The organism is Pseudomonas sp. VEM90 (assembly GCF_054611535.1).
The window spans coordinates 1-13,436 of the sequence record NZ_JBTRAR010000042.1 but is presented as its reverse complement, the minus strand read 5'-3'; the positions used below and the strand labels follow the sequence as shown (position 1 = coordinate 13,436).

The window sequence follows — 13,436 nt, the reverse complement described above, 5'->3', positions numbered from 1 at the left end:
CGATACCTTCCTCTTCCGTGGGCTGGAACGTCAGGCCGTTCACGAAGCTGCTCAGGGAGCCGAAACGAGCCACGATGAAGCCGTTAGGGTCGCTGACTTCCAGGCCATCGCCATTGTTCCTCAGCTGCCCACCGAGCAGATCGAGCGTACCATCACGAAGCAGGCGCATCAGGATGTAACGGAACTCATCCTCGAAGCTGAAGGCATCGGATTCTTCCGCCTCGATCTGCCGGATCACGTCCTGCACCTCTGACAGCGCCTGCGATGAGGGGTAGCGCTTCTTCTCTACAGCGACCCCAGCCTCATTTCGGTAAAGGATCAGGTAGTCCGAGGCGTCAGCGGCCAACACGCTGAAATACCCTCCGGACACCGTGCCAGCGAGACCAAGCGCAGTGCTGGTGTAGATGAGCGCTCCACTCATCTGCGTCGAAAGATCGGCCAACACCTTGGCGTTGGTCGGCCGCAGGGTTCCGCCGCCAACGTCCACCATCTTGATCTCTTCCGACAAGAGCAACTCATTCGTCGTGTCGATCGTTTGTGTCAAGCGCGCGAGATCTTCTGCTCCGCTCATGTTTACTCCAGGCGAAAAAAAGCCCACCGAAGTGGGCAGGGAATTAGGTGGCCAGCGCGCCGGGCCATGATCGGGTGTACCAGCGCTCCAGCAAGGCGCGGAGCTGAGCAGTCATAACCGTGATCGGCATCCCGGCCAGCAGCGAGGTGAACTCGGCCTCATCAACGATGGGCAGTTCGAATAGTTCAAGCTCGGCGGTATAGCGCCAGAGGTCGACGCCAACCAGCTCAGGCCCCTGGTAAATGTCGGTGAACCTGGCCCGCGTAGGCTTTATGCCAAGCGGGCTCTTGATCGGACAGAGGAACCAGTCCGCATACCCAATACCCCACTTGCACCAACCTTCGAACAGGCGGGCCTGTGCGGAGGTGAGCAGCCAGGAAACGCTGACCATCGTGGGAACACTGCGAAACCGTCTGCGCTGCATGGCTCGCCCGCTGGCCATCGTCGTCCTGACAATCGGGCTAACCGGTGAGAAGCCGTAGCCCTCGCGCAACGGCAGCGGCAGGCCGTCAGGTATAGAGAGCATCAAGTAGATCCCCGTGGTGGTGCGAAGTTGTCATCGTCGGCGTACACGCGCACGTCGTAGTTCACGGCCTCAACATCGGTCGTGAAGTCCTTCGGAGCGATGGAGTCAATTAGGATCGGATAGCACCACCTGGTGGTTGTGCCGAACAGCAGGTATGGCGGCTCGATGTCCCAGCTCAGGTCGGGTTCGAAGTCCAGCCCCGGCACCGTCAGCCGCGTGTCATCGACTCGGGTGGCCGGCCATGGGCCACTGAGTGTGCCGTCCGGCTTGCGCAAGCCAACAACGTGGCCGGCCCCTTCCTCCCAAGTTAGCGGCTCAGAGCTCTCCAGCAGGGTTAGGCTGTTGCCTACCTGGAAGTCGATGAGGACAGAGCTCTGGCCATACCCCGGGATGTCGTCAGCGGCAGCGCAGTAGCTCTTGTACCGGCTATTCATCGCCGATAGCTCTGTGGTGAAGCTGTAGCCATGGCGCTGGTACTTGTAGCGGCGACGTTGCCGGATGCCGATCCGCCAGGCCCTGTCCCTGTTGATCACCCCTTGCAGCGTGATCTTCTCCGTTTTGGCCCCTGCGTCGCCGGGCAACCAGCACTTGACCGTCTCCTTCTGCCAGGTGCTTTCGTCGACGTATTCGACAACGACACTGTCGTAGTCGTCCGGCCTGACAGTGGTGAACTTGCGCGTCAGGTTGCCGATGATGTTCTGCGGGGTGTACATGTGCTCAAACACCGCGCGCGGCTCGTCACGCACTGGCCGGATCAGGCCGCGGTCAATGGTCAACTCGGCAAACCCTGCCATCAGGGCGTTGTTCAGTGCCTCAAGCACCGTTTCCTGGCCAGTCACCGCAAGATCAAAACGGTCCTCGCGAGCCTTCCAGATGGCATCAAGTCGATCCAGTTCCGGCAGATCGAGGTCATCGTCCGTGTAGCCAATCGTGCGCGCCACGTGCGCCACCCACGGCACGATGTCCCGAGTGGGCGTTTCCACCGCCCAGGCCCCACCGCTGCGCACAGGAAGTACCCGGGTCGGCCGCACGGAAACCATGGTCTCGGACTGGGCCGAAAGGCGATTACTGCCCTTGACGTAGACCACCATTACCGTGACACCTTCGTACCGACGCGGTACGCGCTCAATGCGCCCGCGCAGGCCGTACCACTGCACGCGATCTTGCTTGTTCGATGTCGTCGATTCCTCGCCAATACGGCGCACACGCACCTCCGGCCGCATTGCTGCCGGGATAGAGATCTTCCGGGTAAAACCCATCTGATCGGGTGACATGGCGGTGTAGGTCGAAGTGACCGAGGTCCAGGCGCCGGCGGTTGTAATGTCGCGGTACTGGATCTCGACCTTGACGCTCACCTGCCGCTGATTACCATTCTTCTCGGTGTAGCGGATCATCCCTTGCGGGAAGAAGAAGTCGATTTCCAGGCGACGGGTAACCTCACCCTCCGGCACCACTGCAAACGGCCCAGACCAATCACCCTCGGTGGTCGAGCCATCTAGCACAATATTCACATCGCTGGTCTGCAGCGCGTCGAAGCCTTCCCAGTCATCATCCTCTGCGCCCGTATCCGTCAGGCGGGAAAGCGTAATAGCCGATGGGCCGTGGCTTTCGTCCACCTCGGTATCTTCATCATCATCCTCGGCGTCATCGGATACGGCCGTAATCCGGTAGCGGAGGCCGCGATAACCGATTGAGGCCAGCAGATCTCCCACTTGCAGGCCGATCGCCGACGCGCCGCCGTCATAGGCCAGGGTCATCTTGGCGAACTCACCGTCTACTGCGGCCTCTGACTTCACGCCGGTCACGAACACCGGCGACACCCCGAACACGTCGTCGGCCGAACCGCTCAGGACAAGTTCGGTACCGGTGAAGGGAGCGGCCTGCTCGGCAATGCGCAGTCGTCCGCTGGAGGCGCTCGCCACCAAAGCGGTACCGGCCAGTGCCGTATTCACAGCAGAGACCAGGCCGGCCAGATTGGTGGTCGCGGTATTCAGGGTTACCGGGAAATCACTCGCGCCCCGGGATACCGTAAAGCTGACGGGCGATACGTCAAAGTTGAAACGGCTTGGCGCGGCGCTGCCCGTGACCATTGAAGGCGATCCAGGCACTTCAGGCGTAGCGGGCACCTCCGGGGTGTAGGTGGCCACCACGTATTCGCCGGCATTAGCCCCGGCCAGTTCGACCTTCATCCCGACGAACGCCCCCAGCATCGGGAGGTGCTTGCCGCTGATGACCGTGGCGGTACCGTCTGCCGGCGCAGTGAAAGTGTATGGGTACAGGATCTCAACCCTGGCGATCATCCCGCCGTCCCACCCGAACGGAAACCAGCCAGCCCCTTCGGGCACCGTCAGGACGTAATCAGAGGCAACGACCGCGTTGCCGGCGAACTGCTGCTGTACCGCGACAGTGGTCGTCAGCGTGAGGCCAGCGCTGCCGGTGTTGGTCGAGCCAACCTCGGTCGAGCTATGCCACCACTGGGCAGCCGTTTCGGCCGACAGGTCCTCGCCGGGGCCGAATACCTTGTAGCTGGCCGTCGAGCCCAGCGAGGCGATGGTGGTGTCACCCACCATGACGTTGCCCGGCAGCACCTGATACTTGCCCTTGCCAATGCACAGCAAGAGCTCCGTCCACTGCTCGTTTGGCTCGCCAAAGTAGCGGTGAGCGGGCACCAGGTAGTCGGGATAGCGTTTCGGGGAACCAGCCAGTTCGGGAATGGCGTCGTTCAGCGCGGCCTGGTTACCCTTCACCGTCGACAGGTTCAGCTCCCGCGAGGTGCGGTTCTGCATGTTCGGCGTGGCCGGCTTCACCGGGTCGAACGGGTTGCCCAGCCCGAACAGCTTGGCCAGCGGGCCAGGCTTGAAAATAGTCTTGAGGGAGCTGCCCTTCGGCTCGATGTAGATCGACACCTGATCGTCTGGCCCGACCTCGGTTTCACCCCAGGCGGATGCGGCAACCAGGCTGCCGTTCACCACGATACTGATCGGCGGCACCGGGCGCGGCTCATAGCCCCGCACCTTTGCCTTCAGCCAGGCCTCGATGGTCGTGGCCTGTTCCAGCGGATGACGCTCAAGCGGCCCGCCTTCAAGCTTGCTCGGAAAGATCTCGATCACGATGGTATTTGACCTTTGGGTAGGATCGCTCGAAGTCGATCAGGCGCATGTTGGTAACCCCGGCAACAGGGTTGATCTCGAAGACGCGGAGTTCTCCGTCAATCGGGACAACCACCCCGACATGGGTACACAGCCCGCCATGGATGACGGCCGCGATCGCGCCCGGCGCCGGCGGGCCAACGGGCATGAGGTCGGAGTACTTGGCATATGCCTTAGCGGAGGATCGAAGGTCTCGGCGGTCGATCGGGCCGAAGGCCGGTAGCGGAGGCAGGCCCAGCACTTCCTCGCGGATAGCCAGTACCAAGCCCCAGCAGTCGAGCAGGTACCGGCCGCCCACGATCTCGCCTCGCGCCCCGTCTTCATACGTCGCGGTGAAATATTTGTTGTACATGGGTTAGAGGTATGTCAGCCCTGGGGCAAAGTCGGTGGTATATCGGTCCCTGTTCCACATCATGTTGATCAGGTCGTAGTAGCCGGCCTCGACTTGGACGGTGGGCCCATCCATGGTCCCGCCGAACGAGGTCATGCGGTATGGTCGATCAGCGGGCTCACCGGGAATGCTGGCAAGGTACTCTCGATAAACCATGGTGACCCTGGCCTCAGCGGCAAGTGAGGCGTCCAGCAGCTGCTGGGCCTCACCGGTCACATTGTCGATCACGAAGGTAAGCGTTTGCGCGCCGGAGTTGTCCTTGGCCGGCAACGCCACGTCAATGGACGAGGCCAGGAACGTGACCGTTTTGCCTGCCTCGGTCGTCGCCCGGAAGTCTTCGTAGTCCTGCACCAGGTACAGCGTCTTGTCCCAGGCCGGGCACGAGATCTCCAGAGTTGGGACGATGATGTCGCCACCGGATGCATAAACGACTTCGAGGGCCGTCATTTCGGGACCCTCCTAGTTCCGTAGGTTCCCTCCACCGCCTTCGAGTACCGTCCATTCCGGCCAAGGCTGGAGCTGAAATCCGCCGCCACAGCATCGAGGATGAGAGTCATGGTGGCCCCGTCCATTTGCATCCTTGCGGTTGCAGGCTGCCCGTTGTTTATGATTTTCACATCACGCACCCCGCCGCCCCCGCCGCTATTCTTCGCAACATCATCCAACGTCCGGTCAAGCTTCGCGCTGGTCTCAGCAGTGGTTACCCGCTCGCCTTTTTTCAGGTTCCAGGTGCCATCAGCCGGCACGTAATCGATGCCGTCGTGCGCCTGGCCATCCAGCGAGGCGCCAACAGCGGACATGAGCACACCAGCGGCGCCGGCGGCGGCGATTGCAGCACCAGGTGCAATGGCAGGGCCTACAAACGGAACGCCTATCATGGAGACGAAGGCGTTCAGCGCGGCCATGGCCACCTGCGCGGCGGCAAAGGACAGCAGTGCATGGCCCATGGATTGAATGAACGTTGAGGCGAAACCCTTGATGTCGAGTTTGCCGGTCTCGGCCCAGTCGGTAACAGCATCTGTCAGGTTGGCCAAGGTATCGGCGCCAACCTGCTGCATGCTGCCATAAAGGTCCATCGCCGCTTCGGCCTGGGTGGCGAAGCCGCTCAGGAAGCCAGCCGTACCATTGAGCTGAAGCTTGTCGATGTCCTCGTAGTACTTCTCCTGCATGGCCCGGCGTTCTTCGAGCGCGTCGTTGAGGATCTTCGTCTCACGCTCATAGGCCGAATCCGAAACGTCGCCGGCCTCATGCCGCTGGCGAAGGTCCTCAAGCTGGTCCTGATAGTCCTGCTCGATGGTCAGCAGATCCAAGGCCCGCTGCTTCATCTCGTCGCTGCTGTAGGCATTTAGCAACGGCGCGTCCAGGGCGCGCTGGTCGATGTCCAGTTGCCGCTTCACGCTCGCGCCAAACTCGCTGACCGCCTTGTCATCCTCCTTGGCCTGCTTCAGCTTTTTCAACTGATCCAGTTCGGCGGCCAAGCCCTTCAGGCGCTCCTGCTGCTTGGCGCTCAGCCCTGTGAGGTTTCCCGACTCCAGTTCAAACTGCAGCTTGGCAACCTCTGTGGCCTCCTTGCGCTTGTCGGTCTCCGTGTTGATCAGCGCGATCTGCCGTTTGTAGCCCTCCTCGGCTGTGTCGAACTGGCCCTGCAGCTTCTTGGCTGCTGCTTCGGCTGCTTTGGCGGCTGCTTGCTGATCAGGAGTTGTCGGCGTAAACGTCCCGGGGGGTGTAATTGTTCCAAGCTCAGCTGCTGCTTTTTTTGCATCAATGACGTACTGGCGGATTGCGTCACCAGCCCAGGGCTTGTCGAACTCTTTCATCAAATCTATGACGATTGAGTTCGCCGTAGTCATGTTGTCCACAGCATCGCTGGTTAATTTCGCAGCATCTGCTTTGAAATTCTTTGACATGTCTCCGAACGTGATAGCGCCAAGAATCTTGTTACCAGCGGCGCCGAGCTGCTGAATATAACTGAAAGTAGTTGCGAACCCTGAAGCAATAACTCCAGCAACAACTTTAAATGTTCTTCCAAGACCGTCTGCCAAAGTGGCGGTAACCGCGACAGCTTCAACTAGGTCGCTGGCGAGCTCCTTGACCTTTTTCTGAAGCCCTCCAGCATTAACGGTGGTATCAGTCAGATCTTTAGAGAACTGCGCCAAAACGGGCATCAGCTCAGCAGCAAGTGCGGTTTTAACCGATCCTAGATATGTCCCTAAAACAGTAAGCTCCGTGCTGAACTGCTTCGCCGCCAGAATGGTTTTTTCGTCCATTACAGCGCCGGCCGCCTCAGCTGCGTCACCATACTTCCTGAATCCCTCAGCATTATTCCGCAGCAGCGGCAGCAGGGCCGTTGCATCACTAGCGATCGCTTCGAGGTAGAAGGTCATGTCAGACTGACTGACTTTTGCTTTCTCTAGGCTGGAGACGTAAAGACCCAGAGCCTGGCTACCGCTAAGGTTCTTGAACTGATCCGCCGTGACTCCGACCTTAGGAGCAATCTGCTCAAAAAAATCAGCCATGCCACCGCCGCCGGTGTTTAAAAAGTCACCGACCTTGTCATTCACATCCTTGAGAATGTCAGCAAGCTTGTCTTGTTCAATCCCTACAGTCTTGGCGCCCACCGCCATCTTCTGGAAATCAGTGACGCTGACGTTTGCGACTGCTGCCAGATTAACTATTTCAGATGCGGAATTGACAGCAGAGATGGTCATTGCAGTCAAAGCCGTAATGCCAGTGGCGATTCCAGCACCTATGGCAGTACCAACTGCCTTTGCACTATTCTCAACCTCTCTTCGCCATTTTGCGGAACTGCGCTCCGCCTTGTCCATGCCGGCAACAAAACCGCCTACCTGCGCAATGACGTCCAGAGTCAAAGTGCCTAATGATCTTGAGGCCATCTTTTTCTCCGGGCAAAAAAAAGCCCGCAGAGCGGGCGCATTGTCATATTTGTGTCTATCGACTGAGTAGCTTAGTTTTCTCCGCTTCAAACTCTTCAGCGGTGAGAAGCCCGCGCTCTCTCAGTTCGGCTAATTTTTCAAGCTTCTGGTATGGGTCTGCTGTTTCAGAGCGAGGTGCCGTCAAATCGCTCGATTCGACGGGGGCCTGCCTTCTTATCGAAGAGACCGACCAAATTAAAGCCGCAAGCCAACCGATGCCAGTCCACCCAAGAAACAGGTTCAGCAGAAAGACTGGTGCTTTGTTGTGATGGCCCCGCAACCAGGCAACGATGAACGGCAGGAAGTACAACGCTACCACCATGCCCTTCATTACGTTGCTCTGCAATGCACCTGCATCGACGACCATGATCCCGAACTCCGTGTAAATCTGGACAATCTAACATATCACCGAAGTGACAAGCCTGATGCGGGATGCAAGGCTATGCCCAAGAAGCCATGGCCTCCTCAAGGGAGATCGGCCCGTCTTCATCCTCATGCTGCGCGAAGTCCTTCCAGCTGTAGGGCGCCGGCCGCTTTTGCGGATCACGGTGCAGGTTGGCAGTCAGCGCCGCCAGCATGGCTACCGAGCGCTCTATACGCATACCTAGATGCAAAGAGCCGCGGCGCTTCCTGTACTTCACCCAGGATCGGAACTCGCTCAGGCTGAGGGTTTCTTTGGCTTGCGCGATCGTTGAGCCCCCGATCCCGGAGAGGACGAGCTCGTGCCAGACTTCGTCTCGCTCGGTGAGCTCTTCGTCTTTCCCAAGTCGTTTACCTCTTGGATGGCGAATAGCAGGGCAACGGACAGGGCACCGTCAAGCGAACCCAAGCGCTTGGTGCTCTCCGGGTCCTTTTCCAGCTCAACTGGATCAAGCGGCCCGTGAGTGATGTCCATCGGGCTGCTGAACACCGGGTTGCCGTGCTCGTCGCAGATAGACGCGGCAATACGGCCCGCAATGCTGTCCTGCCTGCCAGTAGCCGAAAGCACGTCGCTCACCGCCGTCTGGTAGCCCATCGGCCGTACGTAGACGGTGGCGGTGTAATCCGTACCATCCTGGCGCCACTTGATTTCCTTTTCCACCGGCCGGCCAGTGAACGAGCCTACGCCCTTGAGCGCGTCGAGTGTCAACTTCATCGGTTACTCCTTGATGACCCAGTTGAGCTTGCCGGAGCGCTGAATGGTCGCTGCAGTGCTCACCGAGGTGTTGCTGGCAAAGTCGAACGGGAAATCTGCGACATAGCCGGCGAACAGGCACCAGGTGCGGGTGGTGGGTAGCTCGAAGTCATCGCCAGCGGCGTTGACCGTGGGTGGGATGTCCTTGCCGTCAGACCAGCCGAGCGCCCAAAGAATGTCCTCATCGTCGTCATCCTGAGACAACTGGAACATGCGAACGTGGCTGGCATTGCGCGGGTCAGCCAAGATGGTGGCCGTCGCCTGGCCAGGGGTGCGCAGCCCCTTCTTGTACTTCCGCTCGGTATCGGCCAAGCAGGTGTCGTCAATCTGGTCTGCCGGCGATCCGCCAGGGTTGAACGCGGTGAGGCATTCAACCTCCATCACGGTCCTTGGGCCTGTGCCACTCAAAGGCCGCACCAAAGCATAGAGCTGAGCGCCCTGGGCTTTCATCGACATGGGTTATCTCCAGTCAGAAATAAAAAAGCCCGCACTCGGCGGGCATGGGTCAAATGGGTGTTTCAACGGGAAACCATCCAGTCCACGTCGAAGCTGGATCTGTAATTCCTTGTCTCGGGGTCGCGGCCTTCAGCGCCCCAGCGGGTGACATAGGCCTCCAGCTCGATCGCATCACGGATTGCGTCCCGGACCTTGCGGGCGGAGTCGCCAGTCGCGGCGTACACGTCGACCTGCAGGGTGACGCTATCGAGATCCGGGCGGCCAGCCAGGTAGTTCTCGGGGCTGCCGCTGACGATCTGCCAGACAGCGTATGGCTTGGCCACTCCCTGCTCGGCCTCCCCGAACGAGTAGAGGCGCATGTCGGTTCCGGCGCCAAGCAGCGCTGTTACAGCGGAGCTCTGCAAGCAGGCCTTCACAATGGGTGGTGTCATGAGGATGCCGTCTTCTTCGCCGCGCGCTTTATCGCACGGTCAATTGACTTGTCGTATTCGCTGACAAAGGTGTTGGTCACTTCCGCGATGCTCTCGGTCAGTGCCGGGCGCATGAACGGAGTAGCGCGAATCCGCTCGGTACCGAACTCCAGCAGCCGCCAGTACCACACGATACTGCTGAGCTCATAGCTCTTGCCGACCCGCCCTGCCCGCCTGTTATCAGCGGTGTTGGCGTACTGCCTGGCTCCACCCTCAACGCCGATCCGGAACATCAGATCACCCGTTCGGCGGAACCGTTTGTTGGACCACTGGACGGTGATGTGCTCCCAAATCTTGTTCGGGGTTTTGGCGTCATCCAGCTTCTTCGCCTGCTCGATAGCGGCTTTTTCTACGACCTGAGCAGCCTTTCGCAAAGCGGCCCGACCGCCTTTTCGGCGGATATCATCCTTGATCGATGACAGCTTTCCGGCCAGCTGATCGGCGCCGGTAATCTTGAAATCAACACCGTCACGCATGTGTTCTCTCCTGGCGCGGCCGGCACGCCGTCACTCGTCCTTGACGCCTTTGGAGACAAGAATGGTCAGGTACTCCAGGCCAGACTTGGTGTCCTCCAGGGGCGGCCCTTCAATGCTGTACACCTCGCCTCGGTAAAGGATTCGCATGGTCGACAGAACACCTGGCCGGTACCTGATCATCATGCGGGCGGTGGCTTCGGACTGGGCGGCCTGTGCAGCTATCAAGTCCCGGGCAGACAACGGTGAGACCTCTGCGTAGACCTTGGCGAACTTCTGCCAGGTTGGCTCGCCAAACTCCAGGGTCGCTGGGTCTCTGAGCTTCACCTTGTGCTCAATGGTGATGAGGTGGTTCAGGCGACCGAGTCTCATGGCACACCCGGAACGCAGTAGGGCGCTAGCAGCGAATCGACGCCCATCGGCAACTCAGTGGCGATAGTGCCAGTGACCACCTGCTCCCGGTTCTGGTCCAGGTGGCCGATCAGCAGCAGGATCGCCGAAACGATATCCTCCGGCACGGTTGCATAGCCGGCCGTGAAGTCGATCTTCACCGACATGGCCTGCTTGCGTGTGGCTGGCCAGCTTTCGCCCTGGGCAAGGGAAACCCGGCCAAGGATCTCGAACGGGTTGACGATGTAGCTCAGGGCGTCAAGGGTTTGAACAGACCCGAGAGAATCGGTGTAGTTGACTGCCTCAACGCTCTGCAGGGGTGGCCGAGGAATCAGCACCGCACCGCAAGGGAAACCGTCCAGGTGCAGCCGCCAGCGTTGCTGGCAAAGCGCTCGCTGGGTAATCCGCTCCGCCCAGGCCGTCGCAGCGCGGACAATGCGCGCCACCTCGTCGTCCTGCTCGGTATCGTCCGGGGCAATGCGCAAGTGCTTCTTGGCCACCTCAAGCGATACGGGCTGGGCCGTTGGCGCCTCCAGCAATTGCAGCCCCATACGATCAGCCCTCTTCCGCCGACTCTTGCGCATCAGCCGGCGAGTGCTCGACCAGTTCGTAGCCCGTCGCCTTGCAGGCAGCCAAGGCATCCTTGCCGGGGTCGACCGCGCCCATGCCCTTCAGTTGCTCAACCTGCTCGGCTGTGAAGCCAACCAGCTGGCCGGGCTTGTACTCGCGCCCCTCAAGCGGGAAACCGCACAGCACGCGCACCTGCACCAAATCTTTCTTTGCAGCCATGGTTCATGTCCTCTGGATGGGGGATGGCGGGCCGGAGCCCGCCAGGCACATTAGGTCGCCGAGTGCTGGTAGTGCTTCACGGCGTCGGTGTCGGTCAGGTTGCCGCCGCTGCGCATGAAGGCCAGGAAGCCGACCTGCCCCTTCGAGGCGAAGGCGCTGTCGTCGAAGCGCATCAGGTTGACCTGCATGGCATCGCGGACCATGTACTTCGACAGGTCGCCGTAGATGATCGACTTGGCGTTCGCCGCCGGCGCCGGCATGTCGTTGTTCAGCGCCACTTCCTTGCCCAGCAGCAGGTCCGGGGCGCCAGCGGTGATGCCGGCTTCGTAGCCTGGTGTCCAGATCGGGCGACCTGCAGTGTCCTTCAGCTTGCGCAGCAGCTTGCGCACAGTCTGAGCGAACATGAACTTACAGCTACCGGCCAGCTGATAGGCTTCGTCCACCGATTCCAGCAGGTCAACCAGGTCGTCGTAACCCACGGTCAGGGTCTGTCCGGTGGTGCCGATCTTGCCGGAGGAAGATGCGGTCACGATGCCGCGCGGCTGGCCAGTGCCGGTGCCGGTGGTGAAGTGGCGGTTGGTGATACGACCGACACGTTCGATGATGCGCTTGCGAATGAACGCCTCGATGTCGATCGAACTGTCCTGCAGCAGTTCGATCGGCACCGCAATGATCTTGGAGCTGTACTTGAACACGTTCAGGCTGACAGTGCCGAACGCCGGGTCGAGAGCGCTGGCCTGGGCGTTCTCGGCCAGGATTTCGCCCTCTTCGCTGGTTCCATTCGAAGATGGGAAGCTCAGCGGGTTGCCCTGGGCAGTGTTCAGGATCTCGGCCACCGCGCGCATGCCGCCGAACAGCTTCAGGGAGTCGATCAGGCTGGACGCCACAGCGGACGGCACGGTGTAGCCACCCTCAGAGCCCGTGGTGGTGCTCATGGTGTTGAAGAACTGGGCGGCCTGCTCGTTGGTGAACCCTCGTTCACCGCGACGGGTCCAGGTGTCGAAAATGCCGATATCCGAGAGCAGGTCTTCGGTGTCGCGCTTGCCAGGCTTCTTGTTGCCATCGCCACCCTTGTTGAAGTGCTGCTCGGCGGCAAGGTCCAGTACCTTCTGCTCACGCTCGATCCGGGCATCAAGATCGGAGATCTCGCCGGTGAGTTGATCGTACTTGGTCTGGTGCTCGGACTCCCATTTCTTGTCCTTGGTGTCGTCCAGCAGCTTGCGGGCTTCGATGGCCAAGCCATTACGGCGCTCGCGCATTGCTTGAATGGTCATAACTTTTCTCCAGGTGCAAAAAAGCCCGCACTGGGCGGGCTGGATTTACGCGACGGCGCGAGGCCTACGGCGCGATTTTTTCCAACAGCGAAAGGCGGCGCTCAAGGGCTTCGCGATTGACTGTGGGTTCGGGGCGCTCGGTAAGCGCCTTGGGTGCATTGCCGTAGGCGGCAAGGTTCCAGTGATTCTGTGTGGCGGTCTTGCCTTCGGCCAGGCGATCAACAAACCCGCCTTCCAGCGCCTCCGCTGCGGTCATCCAGGTGGTGGCCGCCATCAAGGCCAGGACTTCTTCGGCGGACTTCCCGGTCTTGCGCTCGTAGTCGGCGCTGATGCTGGCATCGACCTTATCCAGCAGGTCGGCCTGATCGCGGAAGTCCTTGGCGTTTCCCATCTGGATGGTCCAGGCGTTGTGGATCATGAAGAAACCGCCTTCGGCAATTTCCACTTCATCCGCTGCCACCGCCACATAAGTGGCTGCCGAAACGGCCTGGCCATCGATGTGGGCAATTACCTTGGCCGGGTGCGACTTGATTGCCTGGGCCATCGCGCGGGCATCGAACACGTCACCGCCAGGGCTGTTGATCCGCAGGTGGATAGTGTCAACGTCGAGCGCGGCCAGTTGCGGCACGAAGTCTTTGGCTGCCACACCGCCATACCAGTCTTCGCCGATGATGTCGTAGAGGTAGATGGTCGCCTCGCGAGCCTCGCTGACGATCCGAAACTCGCGCTTGGCCGCCTGGTTATTCTTGAACAGTTGGATCAGGTTCATCTGGCTGAGCCTCTGGGGGTTTGGCCGGCTTCTGGCTGGCAGTCGAAAAGTAGAGTTTGTCGCCGCCCGGG

General features: G+C 60.3%; 16 protein-coding genes and 1 pseudogene. All 17 read right to left on the bottom strand.

Translation table 11 applies throughout. The features are described from left to right. Window positions 1-571 (bottom strand): annotated as a pseudogene (locus ACYCCG_RS25600) (hypothetical protein); the annotation flags it as partial. A gap of 43 nt (window positions 572-614) precedes the next feature. Further along, complete coding sequence (locus ACYCCG_RS25595) at window positions 615-1,097, bottom strand: hypothetical protein (RefSeq protein ID WP_459672250.1); 483 nt, start codon at window positions 1,095-1,097, stop codon at window positions 615-617. After that, on the bottom strand, window positions 1,097-4,207 hold the full coding sequence (locus ACYCCG_RS25590; RefSeq protein WP_459672248.1) for a host specificity factor TipJ family phage tail protein: 3,111 nt from the start codon (window positions 4,205-4,207) through the stop codon (window positions 1,097-1,099). The genes ACYCCG_RS25595 and ACYCCG_RS25590 overlap by 1 nt, the downstream gene beginning before the upstream one ends. After that, window positions 4,179-4,598: a hypothetical protein gene (locus ACYCCG_RS25585; protein ID WP_459672246.1), complete on the bottom strand. Its 420-nt coding sequence runs from the start codon at window positions 4,596-4,598 to the stop codon at window positions 4,179-4,181. The genes ACYCCG_RS25590 and ACYCCG_RS25585 overlap by 29 nt, the downstream gene beginning before the upstream one ends. Before the next feature lie 3 nt (window positions 4,599-4,601). Continuing rightward, on the bottom strand, window positions 4,602-5,084 hold the full coding sequence (locus ACYCCG_RS25580; RefSeq protein WP_459672244.1) for a DUF1833 family protein: 483 nt from the start codon (window positions 5,082-5,084) through the stop codon (window positions 4,602-4,604). Further along, complete coding sequence (locus ACYCCG_RS25575; RefSeq protein WP_459672242.1) at window positions 5,081-7,531, bottom strand: phage tail tape measure protein; 2,451 nt, start codon at window positions 7,529-7,531, stop codon at window positions 5,081-5,083. Before ACYCCG_RS25575 ends, ACYCCG_RS25580 begins: the two co-directional genes overlap by 4 nt. A 55-nt stretch (window positions 7,532-7,586) precedes the next feature. Next, the gene (locus ACYCCG_RS25570) at window positions 7,587-7,937 is read right to left on the bottom strand and encodes a superinfection immunity protein (RefSeq protein WP_301158870.1); all 351 of its coding nucleotides are present in this window, start codon (window positions 7,935-7,937) and stop codon (window positions 7,587-7,589) included. Window positions 7,938-8,010: 73 nt separating this feature from the next. Continuing rightward, entirely contained in the window at window positions 8,011-8,211 is a 201-nt protein-coding gene (locus ACYCCG_RS25565; protein WP_459672239.1) for a hypothetical protein, read from the bottom strand. A gap of 17 nt (window positions 8,212-8,228) precedes the next feature. Next, window positions 8,229-8,705, bottom strand: coding sequence for a phage tail assembly chaperone family protein, TAC (locus ACYCCG_RS25560; protein ID WP_459672237.1), 477 nt, complete (start codon window positions 8,703-8,705; stop codon window positions 8,229-8,231). Window positions 8,706-8,708: 3 nt separating this feature from the next. Beyond that, the gene (locus ACYCCG_RS25555) at window positions 8,709-9,200 is read right to left on the bottom strand and encodes a phage tail tube protein (protein WP_023389757.1); all 492 of its coding nucleotides are present in this window, start codon (window positions 9,198-9,200) and stop codon (window positions 8,709-8,711) included. Window positions 9,201-9,262: 62 nt separating this feature from the next. Further along, window positions 9,263-9,631, bottom strand: coding sequence for a DUF3168 domain-containing protein (locus ACYCCG_RS25550; RefSeq protein WP_459672235.1), 369 nt, complete (start codon window positions 9,629-9,631; stop codon window positions 9,263-9,265). Further along, complete coding sequence (locus ACYCCG_RS25545) at window positions 9,628-10,146, bottom strand: HK97-gp10 family putative phage morphogenesis protein (protein ID WP_459672233.1); 519 nt, start codon at window positions 10,144-10,146, stop codon at window positions 9,628-9,630. Before ACYCCG_RS25545 ends, ACYCCG_RS25550 begins: the two co-directional genes overlap by 4 nt. Window positions 10,147-10,176: 30 nt before the next feature. Next, window positions 10,177-10,515, bottom strand: a complete 339-nt coding sequence (locus ACYCCG_RS25540; protein ID WP_459672231.1) for a phage head closure protein — start codon at window positions 10,513-10,515, stop codon at window positions 10,177-10,179. Continuing rightward, entirely contained in the window at window positions 10,512-11,084 is a 573-nt protein-coding gene (locus ACYCCG_RS25535) for a head-tail connector protein (protein ID WP_459672229.1), read from the bottom strand. Before ACYCCG_RS25535 ends, ACYCCG_RS25540 begins: the two co-directional genes overlap by 4 nt. A 4-nt stretch (window positions 11,085-11,088) precedes the next feature. Then, window positions 11,089-11,322 (bottom strand): hypothetical protein, encoded by a 234-nt coding sequence (locus ACYCCG_RS25530; protein ID WP_459672227.1) that lies wholly within the window; start codon window positions 11,320-11,322, stop codon window positions 11,089-11,091. Between the two features lie 50 nt (window positions 11,323-11,372). Continuing rightward, a complete protein-coding gene (locus tag ACYCCG_RS25525; RefSeq protein ID WP_459672226.1) occupies window positions 11,373-12,596 on the bottom strand; it encodes a phage major capsid protein in 1,224 nt (407 codons plus the stop codon). A 64-nt stretch (window positions 12,597-12,660) separates the two neighbouring features. After that, window positions 12,661-13,365, bottom strand: coding sequence for a head maturation protease, ClpP-related (locus tag ACYCCG_RS25520; protein WP_186703027.1), 705 nt, complete (start codon window positions 13,363-13,365; stop codon window positions 12,661-12,663). Between the last annotated feature and the right edge of the window lie 71 nt (window positions 13,366-13,436).